At 36.5% G+C, this 18,067-nt stretch carries 24 protein-coding genes; all 24 read right to left on the bottom strand.

Annotation, left to right across the window (positions count from 1 at the left end):
- Positions 1-182: 182 nt before the first annotated feature.
- The 24 genes from HYG86_RS11455 to HYG86_RS11340 all read right to left on the bottom strand — a co-directional run bounded on the left by HYG86_RS11455 (position 183) and on the right by HYG86_RS11340 (position 18,002).
- On the bottom strand, positions 183-347 hold the full coding sequence (locus HYG86_RS11455) for a HEPN domain-containing protein (protein ID WP_213165703.1): 165 nt from the start codon (positions 345-347) through the stop codon (positions 183-185).
- Positions 348-704: 357 nt separating this feature from the next.
- The gene (locus HYG86_RS11450; protein WP_213165702.1) at positions 705-1,322 is read right to left on the bottom strand and encodes a helix-turn-helix transcriptional regulator; all 618 of its coding nucleotides are present in this window, start codon (positions 1,320-1,322) and stop codon (positions 705-707) included.
- Positions 1,323-1,710: 388 nt separating this feature from the next.
- Entirely contained in the window at positions 1,711-1,869 is a 159-nt protein-coding gene (locus HYG86_RS18190) for a HEPN domain-containing protein (RefSeq protein WP_246451756.1), read from the bottom strand.
- Positions 1,870-1,936: 67 nt separating this feature from the next.
- On the bottom strand, positions 1,937-2,854 hold the full coding sequence (locus HYG86_RS11440) for an alpha/beta fold hydrolase (protein ID WP_213165701.1): 918 nt from the start codon (positions 2,852-2,854) through the stop codon (positions 1,937-1,939).
- A gap of 14 nt (positions 2,855-2,868) precedes the next feature.
- The gene (locus tag HYG86_RS11435; RefSeq protein WP_213165700.1) at positions 2,869-3,447 is read right to left on the bottom strand and encodes a TetR/AcrR family transcriptional regulator; all 579 of its coding nucleotides are present in this window, start codon (positions 3,445-3,447) and stop codon (positions 2,869-2,871) included.
- A 584-nt stretch (positions 3,448-4,031) separates the two neighbouring features.
- Positions 4,032-4,250 carry a heavy-metal-associated domain-containing protein gene (locus HYG86_RS11430; protein WP_246451755.1) on the bottom strand — a complete coding sequence of 73 codons (219 nt, stop codon included), beginning with the start codon at positions 4,248-4,250 and terminating at the stop codon, positions 4,032-4,034.
- Positions 4,251-4,301: 51 nt separating this feature from the next.
- Positions 4,302-4,598, bottom strand: a complete 297-nt coding sequence (locus tag HYG86_RS11425) for a metal-sensing transcriptional repressor (RefSeq protein WP_213165699.1) — start codon at positions 4,596-4,598, stop codon at positions 4,302-4,304.
- A gap of 62 nt (positions 4,599-4,660) precedes the next feature.
- On the bottom strand, positions 4,661-7,105 hold the full coding sequence (locus tag HYG86_RS11420) for a heavy metal translocating P-type ATPase (protein WP_213165698.1): 2,445 nt from the start codon (positions 7,103-7,105) through the stop codon (positions 4,661-4,663).
- Between the two features lie 322 nt (positions 7,106-7,427).
- On the bottom strand, positions 7,428-7,697 hold the full coding sequence (locus HYG86_RS11415; RefSeq protein ID WP_213165697.1) for a metal-sensing transcriptional repressor: 270 nt from the start codon (positions 7,695-7,697) through the stop codon (positions 7,428-7,430).
- Between the two features lie 633 nt (positions 7,698-8,330).
- A complete protein-coding gene (locus tag HYG86_RS11410; protein ID WP_213165696.1) occupies positions 8,331-8,660 on the bottom strand; it encodes a helix-turn-helix domain-containing protein in 330 nt (109 codons plus the stop codon).
- A 169-nt stretch (positions 8,661-8,829) separates the two neighbouring features.
- On the bottom strand, positions 8,830-10,671 hold the full coding sequence (locus HYG86_RS11405; protein ID WP_213165695.1) for a hypothetical protein: 1,842 nt from the start codon (positions 10,669-10,671) through the stop codon (positions 8,830-8,832).
- A 160-nt stretch (positions 10,672-10,831) separates the two neighbouring features.
- Positions 10,832-12,919: a tape measure protein gene (locus tag HYG86_RS11400; protein WP_213165694.1), complete on the bottom strand. Its 2,088-nt coding sequence runs from the start codon at positions 12,917-12,919 to the stop codon at positions 10,832-10,834.
- Positions 12,919-13,263: a hypothetical protein gene (locus tag HYG86_RS11395; RefSeq protein WP_213165693.1), complete on the bottom strand. Its 345-nt coding sequence runs from the start codon at positions 13,261-13,263 to the stop codon at positions 12,919-12,921. Before HYG86_RS11395 ends, HYG86_RS11400 begins: the two co-directional genes overlap by 1 nt.
- Positions 13,260-14,087 carry a sigma factor gene (locus HYG86_RS11390; RefSeq protein WP_213165692.1) on the bottom strand — a complete coding sequence of 276 codons (828 nt, stop codon included), beginning with the start codon at positions 14,085-14,087 and terminating at the stop codon, positions 13,260-13,262. The genes HYG86_RS11395 and HYG86_RS11390 overlap by 4 nt, the downstream gene beginning before the upstream one ends.
- Before the next feature lie 16 nt (positions 14,088-14,103).
- Complete coding sequence (locus tag HYG86_RS11385) at positions 14,104-14,421, bottom strand: hypothetical protein (RefSeq protein ID WP_213165691.1); 318 nt, start codon at positions 14,419-14,421, stop codon at positions 14,104-14,106.
- 87 nt (positions 14,422-14,508) lie between these two features.
- Complete coding sequence (locus tag HYG86_RS11380) at positions 14,509-15,255, bottom strand: hypothetical protein (protein ID WP_213165690.1); 747 nt, start codon at positions 15,253-15,255, stop codon at positions 14,509-14,511.
- Between the two features lie 27 nt (positions 15,256-15,282).
- Positions 15,283-15,486: a hypothetical protein gene (locus HYG86_RS11375; RefSeq protein ID WP_213165689.1), complete on the bottom strand. Its 204-nt coding sequence runs from the start codon at positions 15,484-15,486 to the stop codon at positions 15,283-15,285.
- 48 nt (positions 15,487-15,534) lie between these two features.
- Complete coding sequence (locus HYG86_RS11370; RefSeq protein ID WP_213165688.1) at positions 15,535-15,858, bottom strand: hypothetical protein; 324 nt, start codon at positions 15,856-15,858, stop codon at positions 15,535-15,537.
- Positions 15,851-16,213 carry a hypothetical protein gene (locus HYG86_RS11365; RefSeq protein ID WP_213165687.1) on the bottom strand — a complete coding sequence of 121 codons (363 nt, stop codon included), beginning with the start codon at positions 16,211-16,213 and terminating at the stop codon, positions 15,851-15,853. Before HYG86_RS11365 ends, HYG86_RS11370 begins: the two co-directional genes overlap by 8 nt.
- A gap of 91 nt (positions 16,214-16,304) precedes the next feature.
- On the bottom strand, positions 16,305-16,541 hold the full coding sequence (locus tag HYG86_RS11360) for a hypothetical protein (RefSeq protein WP_213165686.1): 237 nt from the start codon (positions 16,539-16,541) through the stop codon (positions 16,305-16,307).
- A 119-nt stretch (positions 16,542-16,660) separates the two neighbouring features.
- Entirely contained in the window at positions 16,661-16,909 is a 249-nt protein-coding gene (locus tag HYG86_RS11355; protein WP_213165685.1) for a Mor transcription activator family protein, read from the bottom strand.
- Positions 16,910-17,018: 109 nt separating this feature from the next.
- Positions 17,019-17,300, bottom strand: coding sequence for a hypothetical protein (locus HYG86_RS11350; protein WP_213165684.1), 282 nt, complete (start codon positions 17,298-17,300; stop codon positions 17,019-17,021).
- Positions 17,301-17,539: 239 nt separating this feature from the next.
- Positions 17,540-17,872, bottom strand: coding sequence for a hypothetical protein (locus tag HYG86_RS11345; RefSeq protein WP_213165683.1), 333 nt, complete (start codon positions 17,870-17,872; stop codon positions 17,540-17,542).
- On the bottom strand, positions 17,865-18,002 hold the full coding sequence (locus HYG86_RS11340; protein WP_213165682.1) for a hypothetical protein: 138 nt from the start codon (positions 18,000-18,002) through the stop codon (positions 17,865-17,867). The genes HYG86_RS11345 and HYG86_RS11340 overlap by 8 nt, the downstream gene beginning before the upstream one ends.
- Positions 18,003-18,067 lie beyond the last annotated feature (65 nt).

Raw genomic sequence — 18,067 nt, 5'->3', positions numbered from 1 at the left:
TCACCCTCTTAATATCCCCCCATAGGGGATATTAAGATTATACTCTTATGTTTTCTTAATTACAACAATATTATAAAAGAATTTTATTCAGTGAATCAAAAATATACTTACTAATATCAATTAGAAAAAAGATACCCTCATAACAAGAGTATCTTAGCAAACACCAGTTCATCTATTTTTTATTAAAACATCGTATTAGATACCCTTTTATATTTCTCAGCGGACTGCTGACAATGATAACAGATTACTTCAATAGGCACAGGATTCTTCTTAAGGAGATACTCTGCACTCATTAGATCCATTTTTGCTAACCTTAGCCATTCTTTTGCACTAGTTAAATTATCCATATTCACCATTCATCCTGGGCTATTTGGCGCTCTATGGATGGAATATTATTTTATCCCTTACTATCTTTTAAATCATCAGACACTGTCTGACGTTTTTTTAGTGAACTATCCGGTAATTTTGGATAGTTCAACATTGAATCTTCCTAATTATCAGTTTAATTTTATCGCAGTAGATAATTTAGTGTCATATAAACCTTGCCTTATTATGTATTTTCTTTCCAAATCAGCTTTGATCTTGATAACTCCTTTTTAGAAACCATCTTCTCATCAAGCAGACTGAAAACATTGCTATCTGTATTGCAAACTTCATTAAGTTTTCCATCTAACCCTTATATACAATACGAAATTTATCTTATTCTAACTATATGACTTTCCATTCTCTGAGCGCTTTATTAACCTAGATGTTCGAGTAAGTAATGCTACAAGAGCTATTGCCATGATCCAATCAATAATAATAAGTGAGATGTTACCCGTTAGATACATCAGTATGTTGAATATATCTAATATACGCACCGCTGTAAACGATCTGAAATACCAGTAAAGCATAATATATAGTGCCCAGCCACAGTATAAGGCTGCGTGTCTTCTGACTAATGAAGTGATGAGCCCTGTAATAATAAATGGTAATGCAAGAATCGACGCCATTAATAGGTCTACCACAAGCAGTACAGCAAAAATTATAAACCCAACCCCAAGCAAGCCCAGTCCAATGATTTTCCGCAGGGGGAATCCAGAGGTTTGCTCTTTATTGACCACATTATTTGATTCAGAAATTGTTTTTCTTCCTCGGGCTAATTCATCAAGTGAGACATTAAATATATCACTCATTTTCAGTAGTTTATCAAGTTCAGGAACCGACGTATTCGTTTCCCATTTCGAAACTGATTGTCTGGATACATTTAAAGTATCAGCTAAATCACCCTGAGACATATTACTTTTAGTTTTTAAATCTAGAATTTTCTCCCCAAGATTCACAGGACCACCCCTTTTACAATTAATAACATAGTTTATATCTTAATACTATATGTTTGGGGCTAAAAACTCAACCAACTAGACTTTTAATTTTTCGCAACCTGTGGTTGCACATTAAAAAATAGAGCGTATAACCACCACACTTCTGTGGGTATACGCTCATAATTCTTTAAAACATCGTATTTACTTTTACCCGCGTCAGCCTTGCAACCGACTCCACATGTCTTGAGTTGATAGTATAATCAAAAACAACAATTGGATAGCACTTGCTCTAAGATCGCCTTTCAGGGATCTTTTAAATTAGGCATAAAAACTTATTTTTCTTTCATGATTTCTGGAGCTACTTTTGGAATAAAGTGTCTAATTACTTTTGCACTTTCTAATCCCTCTTTCATATCTCTTCCTCTAACACGAACTGCATTGGATACCTTGGTTGTACTCCATAAGCTGTTATGTCAGAACATTGATCTGATATCTCAGCAAAGTTGTCAGATATATTAGAATGCATTTTTAGTAATTGATTTAAGTCATGGGTCTTTTGGGGGTTCATCCCATGTAGTATTAAATATCCTTTTAGATATTTTTCAGCAGACTATTGACAGTGATAACAGATTATTTCAATAGGAACAGGATGCATCATAAGGAGATACTCTGCACTCATTAATACTTGTTTGTTCCTTAGAGTATGAGTCTACCCACTTACCTACTTCTCTACAGATCTCTTGTGAGTTCCAAGTAAATACAAGATGGCTATCATCCATCGTGTAAATTTTTTTAGGATTGTCTAGTGATTCATAATAACGATTAACATATGACGGATTATAATAACGGTCATGTTCTGGAATAATCACTAAGGTTGGGCAACTTACTTTATTCCTTATAGGACTTTTGGAATTAAAAAATAAGCCTAAAAGTGTCTGAACAAAAGCTATATGCATATCTAATGCTCTTGGATTTTCTTCTTGGAATTTTAAATACCACTCCATTTCCTTTTCAGCATTTACACCGTTAAACTTAGGGACTTTAAATTTGATGGTAAACCTTGGAAATGCTTTAGAGATAAAAGGGATTATTATATTGAGTACCTTATATATTCTAGAATTTGGCATTATAGACATATCTCCATGTATTGCTACACCAGTCTGTGCAAAACTCTTGATTCTATCAGTAATCTCGCTTGATTTCCCTAAATATGCTTGAGCTATTATACCACCCATCCCAGTTGCTCCAAACATATGTAAATCTTCAGAGTAGTTTTCTATAATATAGCGGACAAGGGTATCAATATCATCTGTTACGGAATCCATTGAAAAATCTTCCATTAGCCCCTCGCTTTTTCCTATGCCCGAAAAACTTAAAGCAAATACATTACAGCCATACTTTACTAATGGAGAGTAACACTCTTTAAATTTATTCACATCACCCATAGGGGTCATGATATATATTACATTAGGTGCTTCTGGACTTTTTTCTAATATATTTACATACAAATTGCTCCCGTTCTTCTTTTCTATTTGGATACTTTTATCTATCATATTCTACACTCTCCTTATTTCAATAATTTCACTATGAGAACTTTAAGCTCATCTCTTACTTCTTCTATAGAAACTGGAAAATCATCCATTATTACACGGTCTAATATTTCATGTAACGTTACAATCAAATAGTTCGCCATAAATTGAGAATCATTAATACTAAGAGTTCCTTCAAGACGACCTCTCTCGAGCCAAAGTGAAAATGGTGTAATCCATTTTTTCATGTACCTATCCTCTAGACGTCTAATTCCTAGAAATCCATGAAATCTAACGTTGTGCATTATTCTTAATATTCTAATGTGCTTTTTGACGAACGACACGATAAAGTCAATGATTTCATGAAGTTCATCATCATTGTAGCCTTTCAATACAATTTCTTTCATCCATTGGTCAGCGTATCCAAATTTTTTATCCATGAACTCCCAAATCAATGTTTCTTTAGATTCAAAATATAAGTAAAATGTCCCCTTTGCAATACCAGTGCGTTGAACAATATCATTTATCGTTACTTTGCTAACACTCTTCTCAGCAAATAATTGTTCTGCCGCTTCAAGGATATTATTATATGTTTCTTCACCTTTTTTAGTTTTCATTAGTACTCCTCCTAAATGATCATAATTATTACTTATTTAATATGACCGTGGTTCATAAGTTAATTATAACAGCAGCCTTTTATATTTTGTATGGTCAAATACTCAAATTTGGTCAGTTTTACTCTGCGAAAGTTCTTCCCATAACCTTTTTACCTCTTTACTTTGTACTCAGACTATTCTTTCTGAACCACCCATCACTTACGCTATGAGCCTTGAAATGTGTGTTCTCTATCCCTCACTAATTGGAATAAATAGTCATAGACTCTATAAACCTCTAGGCAACCATGATATGTTTGTCTTTCACTCTTAAAACATTGTATTAATTTTTACCCTCGTAAGCCTTGCTACACACTCCACATGTCTGGAGTTGATAGTGTAAACAAAAATACTAAATGGATAGCACTTGCTCTCAAGTTCCTTGAGATGCTTAACACCTTTAATAATATTAGGGGAGCTCCCTAATTTGCGATTATTCAAAGGAGTTGTCATTTCTCAAGTATTAAGTATTTGTTTTCACTGTTCAATTAAAGAAATACAAAAATAAGAGCCTTGGTCAAATTTGCCAAGGCTCATGCTATCTATCACTATAACGTTTCTATTTGCACTACATTGTACTTTTCTGAATTAATAGCATTCTCTATAACTTCATTGCTAACTTCACAGCTTATTCCTACTAAAATTTCCTTTTTCCCTAAATTTACATCTACACTGTTTACTCCGCTTATACCTCTTAAGGATATTTCCACATGTTTAATACAGTTTCCACACTTCATTCCTTCAACCAGTATTTTTTTTGTCATCATATTCTCTCCCTTTCGATTAGATAAAATCTTATTTTTTATGCTCTCGCCCTGCTACTGCAATGGTACAGAATGACTTTCTAGTAACAGCATTTCTGTGGCGGTTAACGCTCTTCGTGAATATTCAATTTGCTTAATGATATCTGAATAGTCGTCATCATTTTCAACCATGGACTTAATTTCATCAATTTGTATATTTATGCTAATTAACCTATCCATTATGGCTTCTTTTTCTTCAGATGATAGTATTTTGGGATTATCGTCTTTCAAAAAGCTCAATAACTCATTTAATCCATTCACAAAAGTATATTTAGCCTTTGAAGATAGTGATATAAATTTTTCTTGTTTCACAACTTAACCTCCTAACCACATTAACCCGTTTTTAATCTGCTATTTCTGCTATTAAAGCTTCCTTAAATCTTAGTCCTTCTTAACAGGTTTGCATTTGCAACAACACTTATAGAGCTAATTGCCATTGCCGCTTCTGCTATCACCGGGTGAAGTAAACCTAATATAGCTAAGGGTATGGCAACTGTGTTGTAGAAAAACGCCCAGAAAAGGTTTTGTTCAATCTTAGTAAATGTAGCCTTGGATAATTTAACAGCTGAAACCACCGCAGTTAAGTTACCCCTTACCACTGTAATGTCTGCAGCTTCAATGGCTATGTCAGTTCCCGTTCCTATAGCAATACCTACATCACTTTGAGTTAGAGCAGGTGCATCATTTATACCGTCTCCAACCATGGCTACCTTGTAACCCATACCCTGCAATTCCTTGATTTTGTCCACTTTGCCATCTGGTAAAACATCTGCTAACACTTCACTTATTCCAACCTTTTTAGCAATTGCTTGGGCAGTTCTATGGTTATCACCTGTTATCATATAGGTTTTAATACCCATCTTTCTAAGTTCCTCTAGTGCCTGAAAGGAATCTTCTTTAAGAGTATCTGCAACAGCCATAATCCCAAGTAGTTTTCCTTTCTCAGCTACCATGATTACAGTTTTACCTTCGTTTTCCAGGTCAATTATTTTTTGCTCATGATTTTCTAAGTCAACATCATGTTCATTCATTAGCTTACGGTTACCAGCGAAAATTAGTTTTCCATCAATGTTACCTGTTACACCCTTACCTGTTATACTGTTAAACTTTTCAACCTGGTATAGAGGAACTTCTCTTTTCTCTCCAGCCTCTACGATAGCTTTAGCTATTGGATGCTCAGAACTTTTTTCTAGGGTGGTGGCATAGCTCAGTAGCACCCCTTCATCTCCATTTACTGTTATGATATCTGTTAACTCTGGTTTCCCTTTTGTAATTGTTCCCGTTTTATCAAAAACAATTACTTTTGCTTCTTTCATTGTTTGAATAGCTTCACCTTTTCTAATTAAAATACCATTTTCTGCCCCTAATCCACTCCCAACCATCAAAGCAGTTGGTGTAGCTAAACCTAGTGCACAGGGACACGCGATGACAAGAACCGCTATCGTAGAATAAAGAGCTAGCATAGGCCCTGAGAGATGATGGTTTACCCAAGGTATATAATGCCCCACACTCATAAGTGCACTTGACATTTGACTAGGGAATACTACCCAAGCGAAAAAAGTAACCGCTGCTATAACTAGAACTGCTGGTACGAAGAATCCAGTTACTCTATCTGCGAATTCCTGGATCGGCACCTTAGTTCCTTGTGCTTCCTCAACCATCTTAATAACCTGAGATAAGAATGTGTCCTTGCCTACTTTCGTTGCTTTCACATGAAGCACACCATGACTGTTTACTGTGGATCCGATGACTTCATCACCGGTCTTTTTAGTTACAGGCATTGATTCACCAGTTGCCATGGACTCATCCACAGAACTTTCGCCCCATGTTACCAGTCCATCAGTGGGAACTTTTTGACCAGGTTTCACAACCATAATGTCGCCCAGTTGAATTTCTTCCACTGGAATTTCCTTTTCTTTATTATCAACAAGAACAATTGCGGTTTTTGCACCTAGTTCAAGGAGTTTTTTTATAGCCTGGGAAGCTCTTCCCTTGGCCTTAGTTTCAATGTAGCGGCCAGTAAGGTGGAAGGCCATTATCATACCGGCTACACCTGCATAGTTTTCCACAGGAACTACGAACACTAAAATTCCCGTAACGAAGGCTGCTAAAGTCCCAATTGCTATCAGAACATCCATATTTGCACTACCATGTCTTACAGAATTGAATGCGGATGTAAAAACATCTCTACCTACCCAAAAGAGTACAGGTGCAGCTAGAACAAGCATACCAATATCGAAAAGTGCTGATTCTCCATGGGCGTGACCTCCGATAGACATTGCTATGAGCATCCAAATAGCCGCCGGGCCCGTAAAAGCCCAAGCGCAAATCATTCTGCCTTTTGAATCCTTTAATCTCTTTTCGTCTTTATCTATTTCATCCTCTTTTTGCTCCGTTTTAATCCTTGCTTTGTATCCCTGCTTATTTATAGCTGAAATTATTTCATCTTGGGATATCATATCTTTATTGAATGAAACAGCGGCATTGTTCAAGGCTAAATTAACAGACGCCTCTATAATCCCCTCCTTTTTATTTAGAGCTCTCTCTATCTTACTAGAGCATGAAGCGCAATGCATACCTTCTATCTCAATAGTCAGCTTTTCCGTTTCCTCTACAACCTTATAACCTACTTTTTGAATTTGCTTCTTAATGTCAGCTAACATAATTTTATCATTATAGCTTATATAAGCTTTTTCAGTTGTAAGGTTAACCTGAACTGAATCCACTCCTTCCAACTTCTGTAATGCTCTCTCAATTTTGCTTGAACATGCAGCACAATTCATACCTTCTACTTTAAATACTGTTTTTTTATCTGCCATAACTTTTCTCCTTCCTCCCCTTTTGGGTGTCTGCTTTAATTATTTACAAACTTATTTTAAATCTAAAGGACAATGCAAACCTTAACTGATACCCCCCTCCCCCCGTGGGGTATTAGTTAATACCAATTTAACATATTGCATTGTCATTGTCAATAGTGTCTCATAAAAATTTGCCGTAACTCAGAACCCCCCTCAGACTATGATAATCTGAGGGGGGTTCCTTATAAGTACACGATATTAACATAAATTAAACTTTTCCGTAACCTTAATTTATCTATTTTTATCCATCAACGAAACGCCTTAGCATACCCAATGTTTAAGGCTATTTAGAAAGCTTATCCATAACTTGCATAATTTCTTGTATCTTCACGTGAGAGTCGCCTTTTTCAAAAGCTGCTTCAACGCAGTTACCCAAGTGAGAGTGTAGCACTTCTCTATTAACGTTTCGCAAAATAGCCATTGTTGCCATAAGCTGATTTGATATATCAATACAATAACGATCATCCTCGACCATTTTAAGTAGTCCATCAAGCTGTCCTCTAGCAGTTTTTAAAAGTCTTGTGACTTTTTCTTTTTCTTTTTCTGATTTCATTTTTATCCCTCCCACATACATTTCTTCTTATTATAATCCCCCCTAGGGTGGGCTATACCTTTAGAATATGCTCTTTAATCTAGTTTGTCAATAAAGTAAGGTGAAGGCACTAAAGTAATGATTTATTACTATTCTAACAAATAATTGAGCTCTGCTACAAAAAATAAACCTCTAGGCACATGTTGCCTAGAGGTCCTTTACCCTCTAAAACATCGTATTAACTTTTACCCTAGTAAGCCTTGCCACACACTCCACATGTCCCGTATGTTGAGAGTAACAAAAACACTTTTATTATTCTTTACTAAATACATTTACCTGCATCCTGTAACCCTTATAACATGGGCATTTTTCGGAAACTGTTTTATTATTCTTTACTAAATCCATTTTGACATATTTGAATAAATTGTCCTCAAGGGTGGAAACAGGGTGGCAATTCCACCCTGTTTGTTATTTTTATACTTGTTCACAGTATCATGGGATACACCTGCAAGTTTTGCGATTTCTTTTTTAGTGTCGATTTTTTTAATTATCGCTTTGTCAGATTTCTGACACTCCGATTATCTATCTCCACCATTTGAAGATTTATTCTCCTTCGCCTGTGCTTGAATTAGTGGTTCAAGTAATAAGGCTAATTCAAGCATTAATTTGTTCCAATGGCTTTATATTGAATGGGTCTGTCAGGTCATGGTTCTGATATTTTTCAAGGAATTCCATCAAGGAAGAACGTGCCACCTTCATTGAACCAAGCTTCAAGCCTGGAAGTAGTCCTGCCCGAATTAGGTCATATACATAAGAAGGATTGGTTTTCAATAGTTTTGCAACTTCTGAAACTGTATGAAGCACATCATTTGATTCAGCATTATAAACAACAGTAACATTCTGCTTTTCACCAATGAAGTTATGTCTTTTCAGTTCACTTATTATTGCTTCTGCAATTTGCTTTTCATCAATCTTTATTTCCATGAATATACACCCCTTTCTTGATTATATCTTAAAAAGGGGGTCGATTACAACGACACCCCTTATTCTGCTTGTCCTGCCCTGCCAGGTTGCCCCTGTGCTTCTTTCAGGGCATGGGTAAGGGGTTATATCCCCCAGGTATTAAAAGCCCCTTAGAAGGCAAAATAAAGGCTTAATTGCTTCCAGGTCTTTTGAAAACACAAATGAAGATACCAAACAACAGGCAAATCTTCACCACATCAACCAAAGGGATACCATTATCAGGCTGAACCTGTGCCTGAACAGTTCCACCATTACCTTCAGAACCAACATTCACATTGACATTGATGGTCAGCCCATTTCCATCTTCCTGAACCTTCACACCATCAGGAATAAGGCTTGCAGCATCAATTTTGATGGTCTGTTCTTGGGTCACTGGTGTTTGGGGATTGGTTGCACCTGATTGTGCCACTGGTAAGCTGTAAGGGGCATCTGATGGGGTTTGGTGGTTGCTGCTGGAACGGTCATCACCATAAAAATAATTATTGACTGTTGAACTGGAACTTGGATTGATTTCTGCAATATCTGTGGTTGACCTTGATGAAGAAGATGATGTTGAACTTTGTTCTTGGGAACTCACCTGGTCAGCATTTGATTCTGAAGGGGTTTCAGTTTCTTCAGTTTCATCCTGGTCAGTTTCTTCCTGCTCTTGTTCTTCTTGGTCATTATTTTCCTGTTCTTCATCACCAGGGGTTTCATCTTCTTCACCAGGTTCTTCATCATTTGGTTCTTCATCATCAATGGGGTCTAGGGGTTCTTCATCATCACCAGGTTCTTCAGGTTCTTCTTCAACTGGTCGGGTGTATTCTTCAACCCTGTATGTCATCCCATTGGTCAAACCAATGATTTCAGTTCCAAGAAGCGGTTCAGCTTCTGCTTCATCTGTGGTCAGTGTTCCATCTGCCTTGGTATAGCTTATAACATCATCCATTGTGACTTTATAATACTTCCCTGATTCAAGCCCTGTAATTTTTTCATCACCAGCCACACCCAATGATTCAGGGTCAAGAATCACTTCTGTTGGTGGAACTTCATATTCAAGCTTGAAAAGGGAATTATCTGCTTCAGGGTCTATGTCAAAGAATTCCACACCTGATTCAAAATCATAATCATTTACCCAACCTAAAGGAACAATACCATCTTCTTCAAACAGGTCTGTCATGATTTCTAAAGTCATTCCTAATAGGTTTAAGTTCCCATAAGTAGCATTTGCAATATCTGCCCCGCCATAAGTTGCAGTGTTATCATAAAGTTTGGTGTCCTCAATTATCATTCGCCCATAATTGGAAATACCACCACCATAACTATCTGCTGAATTGTCTTTTATGATACTGGAATATATGTTGCAAGTGGTTGGTGACCTGTCAACCCTTATTGCGCCACCATCACTTGTAGCATGTCCATTTATAAAGGTGCTGTTATGAATTTCAACATTTGTGAAAGGTGGGTATTGAGATACATAAATGTGACCACCTTGAACTGCTCTGTTATTGTCAAAAATGCAATTGTCAAAGTATGCACTTCCCATTAATACCCTTACCGCACCACCTTCAGTTGACGAATAACAATTTACAAAATTAACATTCTCAAAAAGCACATCACCTTGCGAATAGACAAATGGATGGGATGAAACAATTTCCGCACCATCAAAGGTAATGTTCTGAAAGGTCACAACGTAATTGCTGGAATTCATAGTTATTCGGCTTTCAGAATTCATTCTTTTTATGGTTACACGCTTACCATTTCCCCCAATTACCAAATCATCATAATGCACTGCAATTCTTCCTGTAATCCCAATAACATCACCATCTGAAGCATGATATATTGCTGAAAGTAATTCTTGTATTGTATCGACTTCCCTTGTTATTTCATCAGAAGCCATTGCCACTGGTTGAATTGAATGACCAGCCACCAATGCAAGCAGGAACACCCCCATAATTAGAATTGCAATGCTTTTTCTTTGTTTTCTGTTCATCCTGAACCCTCCCAAAATAATATTTGGCAGTAGAACTGCCCTACTTATATTATAAATGGGGTTGTCACATTATGGGGAAGGATGTTACTTCTTTGGAAGTTCTGTCATTGGGCATAAAAAAAGCCCCTGAACCGAAGCCCAGGGGGTGTATTACTAATACTTATTTATGGACACCTTCAGCACCTACTTCTAATGCTTCCATGAACTTTTCTTCAAGATAGGTTACTATGCCATCAAGGTCAGCTTTTTCATGAATATCACCAAAAGTGTTGTTTAAGTTTAGTGTTAATTCAGCAGTAGTGAACCTGTTGACAGCTTCTTTTTCTGCTATATCCCTCATATATTTCAGGGTTTCTTCACTTCCTTGCATGGAATCTTTCATAGATGCTGTATTCATTGCAGTATCATCAACACCATTATAAATTCCATCAAGAGTGTTACCCATTTCATAGGCACTTAATGAGTTAGAAGCACTATCAAGGATGTTCCCAAGGCTGAACCTACTATCAAAGTTTTCACCAGCACTGTATCCAGCTTGAAAGGCTTTATCATATTGCTTATAATCCAACCTTCCAACAACTTCAACCCATTCAGATTCATTTTTAATCTTTTGGGAAGCTGCTTCAATCTTGCTGTAAATGTTATCAAGTCCACTGGTCATGTCAACTGTTACACCTGGTATTTTGTTGATGACTTTTTCAATTGCACTTGCCATTGTGCTGATATACCCAATTACTGTTTTAGCCATATCCAAGAACAGTATCTTGATGGATGCAACAGGGTCATTGAACACATTTGCAAAGAAGTTTGCCAGGGTTGCAAAGCCATTCCAAAGAGGAACAACAAAACTATTATAGAGAAATGCCCCTGCTACTGCAAAAGCACCCATGATGATACCTGTTGCACTTACTGATGTTCCAGCAAACTTATTCACCGCTGCTACTGCTGCATAGAATATTGCTATCAGTGCCACCACAAGGATAATCACCCAAACAATGGGGTTTGCATACATGGCTTTATTCAACCCCCATTGGGCAGCAGTGTTTGCCATTGTTGCCCCTGTTAAAGCAGCATAGACAGGAACAGCAAGCATCTTGGCAGCCTTCAGTATTCCAGTTGCAGCAGCACCCATCAATGCAGCCCCATAATAAACCGACAATGCCCCAGCAATACCATAAATGATTGGTGCTATTAGTGACCAATTATCAACAAAGAAGCCTGAAACAGCGGTTGCCACATTCAGTGCATTGGTCATGAAGTCAATTACAACTATTAGTGCCCCAGCAAGCCCCATCATCATTGATTCAGCCTGTGGTAAGTTTGAATTCAATGTTTGGAAGAACCGCAGAACAGCAGGATACAAGTGATTTCCAACAGTTTCTTTAATATCACCCCAGGTGTTTTTCATTTGTAAAATTTGCCCCTGTGGTGTTTTTGCCAATGTTTCAGAAAGCCCTGCCCATGACTGGTCTATAATATCTGTTATGACTGCAACTCTTTCCATTTCAGTACCATGTTCAATTATGGCTTTCTGTGCATCAGTAACATCAAAACCTTTCTTTCTTAAACCATCAAATTGACCATCTAAAGCTTTTCCAAGCTGTGTTGCATATTCAACCATTCCTGCCTTGTTGACATCCATTCCACCCATACCTGCTGCATAGTTAGCAAGTGTTCCCATCATGGCTTCAACTGCATCCCCTGAGTTTAGATAAGTGGCAAGTTCAGCAGCACCGCCAAGTAATGCTTCATCACCAAAGGTTGTATCAAGTTGTATATTGGAAGCTGTTTTCTTTATGGATTCAAATTCATCTTTTGTTGCACCCATATTTGCCATTACAGTTGCCAATTGTCTTTCTGAAGCAATTTGCACATCCGCAAGCCCCAACCAATCACCAATGGCACTGATTCCTTTTCTTATTCCAGCAATACCAATCAATGTTCCAGCTATCATTTTAATTTTTCTTGATAAGCCATCAGCAGCCACTTGACCATTCCTGATATTATCATTGAAGTTCCTTTGTGCTGCATCAGCTTCCTTGATTTCTCTTTCCACATTATCAAAAGCATATTGTGCTTTGTTTAATTCTTCCCTTGCTGTCTTGATGCTGTTGCTATCAATTGCATTGCTGGATACATTCTGAAGGGTTTCAAAGCTGCCTATTGTAATATCCAAGGCATTTTTTATTGACTTCATACCTGCTGTCATACCATCATGCAATCTTAAAGATGTTTGTATTGTTGCCATTAACTTTCACCCCTTTCTTTTGCTCTACGCTCTATTTCAACCTGAAGCATAGAAGCATATAAAATTTCCATATCAGTTTTATTCATTTTAATCTGTGAATTCTTCAATTCTTTTTGCAACTGCTCATCTTTCTTCTTCATAATCTTTGGGAACATGTCTTTCATAAGCTGATAGATTGGACAATCTTTGTTCAGAAGCAACTTCCCATCATTGGTTATTCTTGCAGGTTCTTCATATGCTGGTGTTGCTGCATCAGGCTTATAATCAATTTCCTTGATGAATGGGATAAGGTTAAACCTAACTGCCCATAATTTAGGATTGATTACTTCAATGTTCTGATTCATTCTTCATTCACCACCTTTCTTCTTAAATCTTCCTGACCTTCCATGTTCATAAATGCCACATATTCAGTTGATGAAACCCTGGTATCCTTAAACCTTTGAACCCCATACTTGTAAGCTTCTTTGCAGTGGTAATCAAACTTTTCTAAATAATTTTCCAGCTTACCACAATTCCTAATTTGCATTACCATTAGTCTTTCTTTAAAGACCAATTCCTTTAATGTTAGATTGTGCTTTTCACATATTTCATTAAGGGAATATGTTTCACCATCCAGCCCATATATATCTTTCATTAAGGCTATTTCAGCATCACTTGCAATGACATCTTCCAACATCATTTGGATGTCCTTTTTCAGGATTTCATTATCAACCAGTTTTTCTATTTCATGAAATTCATCTTCACTACATTCATCAGGCAACATTTCACCTAAAGTTGTATCTGTTTCACCATTTAGTGCTTCATCCATGCTTGATAAAGAAGCAAAGCCTTTTTTCACATCAGTTTTAACAAACTGGTTAGAATTGTTCCTGATATATACCAATATCTGATAATTCATTGCTGAAAAGGCATATGATATAAAACTGTTATCCTTGCAAACCTTAAAATGATTAACAGCCCCAAGCAACCCCAGGTATGCTTCCTGTTTCAAATCTTCAATCGACATACTTCTTTTGATAGCAATGGAATAATATTTAGTTGACATTCGCTCAACCATACCTTCACAGAATTCAAATATTTCAACCAATGCAATTTGATTTCCATTCTTGTAAGCGGTTATTAGTTTTTTCAGCCTTTTATCATCTTCTTTTCTTTGTAATACATCCATTCCAGCCCTCCCCCAATTACCACATTGTAAAATAGATATTTTTCTTCCGCTTTCCATTTACAGTTTTAATTAGGTGATGAGTTTGAAAACCACATTCACAAATTGTCCTTGAAAATACTGTATGTTCTAGCTTTTCATATCCCCTGGATTCACAGAAGCCAACATATAATTCATAAACCTGTCCAGTAGTAAGATTTACAATAGCTTTTAAGTCAGTTGCCCTTAAAAAATCAAGAACACTTTGATACTTTATAAGTCTTTTTTCCGCATATTCAGCAAAACCATCACACACTTTTGCATATAAATCATTTTCAATTGCATTTACATTCAACAAACTATTCACCCCCTGAATAAAGCAATTGCTGCACCAGTGAAGTATTCCAACAAAGGTGCAGCATCCAAACATCATTCAACCATTCAATTAATCTTCCACAATATCAAAAACTGGTCTGTAAGGAATCCCTGGTGTTCCTTCAGGAATTGGGAACTTGTCCAAGTCATCATCAACATTTCTGTAAGATATGTTACTGAACCCATTTTTAACATTTGCAGGGAAGTAAGGTATCTGATTCAGGTTGTCCAAACCAACCGCAATCTGATTTAGCTTTTCAAAAGCCTTATCATTTACAGGGTTTTGAATTTCAAGCCTTAATCTTTGCAAATCAGCATTGTCATCACGTTTACGCAATTCAGCTTCAAGAAGAATCATGAAATCAGGATTACTTTGGTGTTCCTGGTGCAAGGCTTTTAATTCGTCAATTGTAGCTGATCCTAATTGTGCTTGCCAAAGGATTAGATTATTATTCCTTTCCAACTGGTAACGCATCTGTTCACCTGCTGCTGATGGAACAACAGGTGGTTTTGGCAGCTTAACACCATATTCTTCTTTTATGCTGTTTACAACTTCCTTGGCTTTATCAATATAAGCCTTTTTCAAATCCTTAACAGCTTCCTTTGTAGTTGCCCTGTGTTGACTTATGTATTCATCAGAATACATGCCCTTTGCTATTTTGCGACCAGGTAAGGAAGCAGAACCATCTGCTGTAATTATCTTATGATGTTCCCTAATCAGCTTCACATAATCTTTGGTCATCCCAGTAAAAGCTTCAAAAATCTTTCCAGTAGAATCTAATATCTTTTGTTGCTTTTCTTCAAATGTTAATTCCATATTATTTATTCACCCCTATTCTTCTAATTAAAATCCATCAGTGATTGGCTTGTCATCCCCAGGATGGGTAAGCATTGCATCTGTAATGGTTGGGTCAACCTTCTGCATTTCTCGTAATACCCAGCTTAAAGTAACTTCATTAAGGTTTCTTTTACCCTTTTTGTTACGCACCTGGAATTTCTTTTCCAACAAAGTTTCCTTTAAGTCATTCCACATTTGCAAATAAGGCATGATTTAACACCTCTCTTTCAAATTTTTTTAATGTTAAGTTTTGTTAGGTTAATATTCCTTTGCAATTTGCCATGGTTGATTTTTTAGCAAGTCTTTTAGAACCTCAACCAATGGTGCTTCACCATAAAAAACCTTCCAATCAGGCTTTTGTGAAAAATATTCTTCCTTGGTGTCAATGATTTTGTCAACATATTTAAGGGTAACTTCTATACCATTTGAGTTTTTCCCATTGTAGTGTTCTACCACTTCATATCTACCATCAGGAAGTTTACCAATGAAAGCAATGGAAGGCTTGTTATTTGGAACTTTGACATCCATTTCATCAAGTCTTTTATTAATTTGTTTTCTTAACGTGACTTTTTTCTTAAACATTTCCAAGCCTTCTTTCCAGTTCTTTTAACCTTTGAACAATGTTTTCATCTTCATACATGGTCAAACCTAATTCAAGGATGCTTCTTGCAGCACTCACCCTGGAAGAATCAGTTGCTTCTTCATCAAGCATGATGTTCTTCAAGGTTTCCAGTGAATCCAAACAATAACCTTGTGCCTTGTTCATGGCTTCATGAAATATGTCATCCTTTACATTTTTCAGGATTTTCTGAAAAGATGGTTGCTTTTTTAGCCTATAAATTGTGCTAACTGATACCCCTGACTTTTCAGCAGCTTCCTTCATGGATGGGGAAGTTAGAAGGTTTATAGCAATTGTTTCTTTATTGGGTTTTCCCATGTAAACACCACCTTTTTTCTAAAAATCGTTCATTTTCGTTCAATAATTGTCATCACCCCTTTTTAGGGTGTCAGATATGCCAGATTACCCTTTAAGCTGGTTCTGCTTCAAGGTCAGCAATGACCATTTCCAACAATGATTTCAGTTCTTCATTGCCTTTGAAATGTGTAAGGTCAATTGTGACTGTTTTCCCCTGCTTAACTTCACCATCAAGGGTTTTCCACTTACCCAAGGACACCTGAAGCTTCTTGGCTTGTTTGAAGTAATGAATTTCACCACGTTCAGTAATTACTTTTTCAGGTACTTCTAATTCATAAAATCTTGGCATTTTGCATCTTTCCTTTCTTTACCATGTTAATACTTTAATTATACAATGTATGGTCTTTAAAATCCCCATTTTCCACAACATATAGTGTTGTTCTAAAAAAAGATAACCACATATAGTGGTTATCTCTTAGCAATAATCTTATAAACCCATGCTTCACTTAATCCATATTTAACCGACAATTCAGGAACATCTACCCCATTATAATAATCTTCTCTTATCAGCTTATTCCGCTGCTTTATGTCATGGAATCTACCATCAAATCTTTTGGGAATATAGACGTGCATCCCTGGTTCATTTTCCACTAATTGCTGAAAGTCATCTTCACCAATATATGATATTAACTTTTCAATTTTTAGTACGTTTGACATCAATCACACCAGCCTTTCAAATTTGTAAAGATTGGCTTCACATGATAAAATCAAAGTGCGAATTCAATATTTACCAGGTGAAGCCATTGTTTAATGCTTGTCCAAAGTATTATTCAGTGGCTTCATCCTTGTCCCTACAAAAGACAAACTTATCAAAATCACCAGTTGCAAGAAGTTCCAAAGCTGCCTTCATTCCCTCTGCATAACCCGCTTTAAAACCTGTTGCCATATTAAGCCCGCCTAATTCAGCAGTAATTTCATAAATTTCATCAAAATCTTTTTCAGTAAGCAATTCCTGTAACCGCTTGTCCAGTTTATTATCAAGTTTTTGAACCTCTGGAAACCTGTTGTCCTCCACAAAATCATAATAAGCCTGTTCTAAATTTTTCATAATCTTAACCATCCTTTCAATTCGTTTTTTTTTATTAGGTTGGGATGAAATATCCCATACCTGCCACTTTGGTGGAAATGAAAACCTACAATTCGTGAATTGCGACTTTGATATTAACTTTTCAAAGAACAATCTATATAAAATGGGTGGCATTAAACTCCCATTAAGCCAAGCGGGTTCCCGCTATCCCCATTAAGGGGATTTCGACCTGTAACCAGCAGGTCATCATCAGGCGGGGGTTATTTTAAATTTTTAATTTCTTGTCTTGAATAATTTATAGCCTGTGCCAAATTATTAGCATGATTTGTTCTAAAATCCTTACCTATCTGTTCCATGAATTTATTGATAATCAAAGCTATTGCACAGAATTGACGAAACTCATCATAAAAGTAATCATTTGGTCTTGGATAAGTAATTTCAATTTTTTCACCATCTGCAATTACTATAATTTGGACAAACTCAGGGTCAAACCAATCTTCACCTTCTATATGCCATTGAATATCTGTGATTGTCTTAATCCCTCTAACCTTGTTCAAGAATTCTTCACCTGTCATAAGCTTCAATTCATCCATTAAACACACCCCCAATCTTTCTGTTGAATAGACTTCTTATAAGTGCCTTCACATCATTTAGGTCTTTCTGCATGTCCTCAAATACCTGGTCAACACCCTTTGTTTCCATTTTTCCATTGTTTCCTGTCATTTTCTTTACCTTCTTTCTTTTTTATTTTCCAGTTACACTTGTTACAGAAGTTACAGTTTTAAGTG

The sequence above is a fragment of the Alkalicella caledoniensis genome (assembly GCF_014467015.1).
Classification (GTDB): Bacteria; Bacillota; Proteinivoracia; order Proteinivoracales; family Proteinivoracaceae; genus Alkalicella; species Alkalicella caledoniensis.
The sequence above is the reverse complement of the archived record's forward strand: the minus strand, read 5'-3'. Positions and strand labels throughout refer to the sequence as shown.

Coding starts and splice junctions, on each gene's coding strand:
- HYG86_RS11455 (WP_213165703.1), bottom strand. CDS start 347: ATGGATAATTTAACTAGTGCAAAAGAATGGCTAAGGTTAGCAAAAATG.
- HYG86_RS18190 (WP_246451756.1), bottom strand. CDS start 1,869: ATGAACCCCCAAAAGACCCATGACTTAAATCAATTACTAAAAATGCAT.
- HYG86_RS11440 (WP_213165701.1), bottom strand. CDS start 2,854: ATGATAGATAAAAGTATCCAAATAGAAAAGAAGAACGGGAGCAATTTG.
- HYG86_RS11435 (WP_213165700.1), bottom strand. CDS start 3,447: ATGAAAACTAAAAAAGGTGAAGAAACATATAATAATATCCTTGAAGCG.
- HYG86_RS11430 (WP_246451755.1), bottom strand. CDS start 4,250: ATGATGACAAAAAAAATACTGGTTGAAGGAATGAAGTGTGGAAACTGT.
- HYG86_RS11420 (WP_213165698.1), bottom strand. CDS start 7,105: ATGGCAGATAAAAAAACAGTATTTAAAGTAGAAGGTATGAATTGTGCT.
- HYG86_RS11415 (WP_213165697.1), bottom strand. CDS start 7,697: ATGAAATCAGAAAAAGAAAAAGAAAAAGTCACAAGACTTTTAAAAACT.
- HYG86_RS11410 (WP_213165696.1), bottom strand. CDS start 8,660: ATGGAAATAAAGATTGATGAAAAGCAAATTGCAGAAGCAATAATAAGT.
- HYG86_RS11405 (WP_213165695.1), bottom strand. CDS start 10,671: ATGAACAGAAAACAAAGAAAAAGCATTGCAATTCTAATTATGGGGGTG.
- HYG86_RS11400 (WP_213165694.1), bottom strand. CDS start 12,919: ATGGCAACAATACAAACATCTTTAAGATTGCATGATGGTATGACAGCA.
- HYG86_RS11395 (WP_213165693.1), bottom strand. CDS start 13,263: ATGAATCAGAACATTGAAGTAATCAATCCTAAATTATGGGCAGTTAGG.
- HYG86_RS11390 (WP_213165692.1), bottom strand. CDS start 14,087: ATGGATGTATTACAAAGAAAAGAAGATGATAAAAGGCTGAAAAAACTA.
- HYG86_RS11380 (WP_213165690.1), bottom strand. CDS start 15,255: ATGGAATTAACATTTGAAGAAAAGCAACAAAAGATATTAGATTCTACT.
- HYG86_RS11375 (WP_213165689.1), bottom strand. CDS start 15,486: ATGCCTTATTTGCAAATGTGGAATGACTTAAAGGAAACTTTGTTGGAA.
- HYG86_RS11370 (WP_213165688.1), bottom strand. CDS start 15,858: ATGTTTAAGAAAAAAGTCACGTTAAGAAAACAAATTAATAAAAGACTT.
- HYG86_RS11365 (WP_213165687.1), bottom strand. CDS start 16,213: ATGGGAAAACCCAATAAAGAAACAATTGCTATAAACCTTCTAACTTCC.
- HYG86_RS11360 (WP_213165686.1), bottom strand. CDS start 16,541: ATGCCAAGATTTTATGAATTAGAAGTACCTGAAAAAGTAATTACTGAA.
- HYG86_RS11355 (WP_213165685.1), bottom strand. CDS start 16,909: ATGTCAAACGTACTAAAAATTGAAAAGTTAATATCATATATTGGTGAA.
- HYG86_RS11350 (WP_213165684.1), bottom strand. CDS start 17,300: ATGAAAAATTTAGAACAGGCTTATTATGATTTTGTGGAGGACAACAGG.
- HYG86_RS11345 (WP_213165683.1), bottom strand. CDS start 17,872: ATGGATGAATTGAAGCTTATGACAGGTGAAGAATTCTTGAACAAGGTT.
- HYG86_RS11340 (WP_213165682.1), bottom strand. CDS start 18,002: ATGACAGGAAACAATGGAAAAATGGAAACAAAGGGTGTTGACCAGGTA.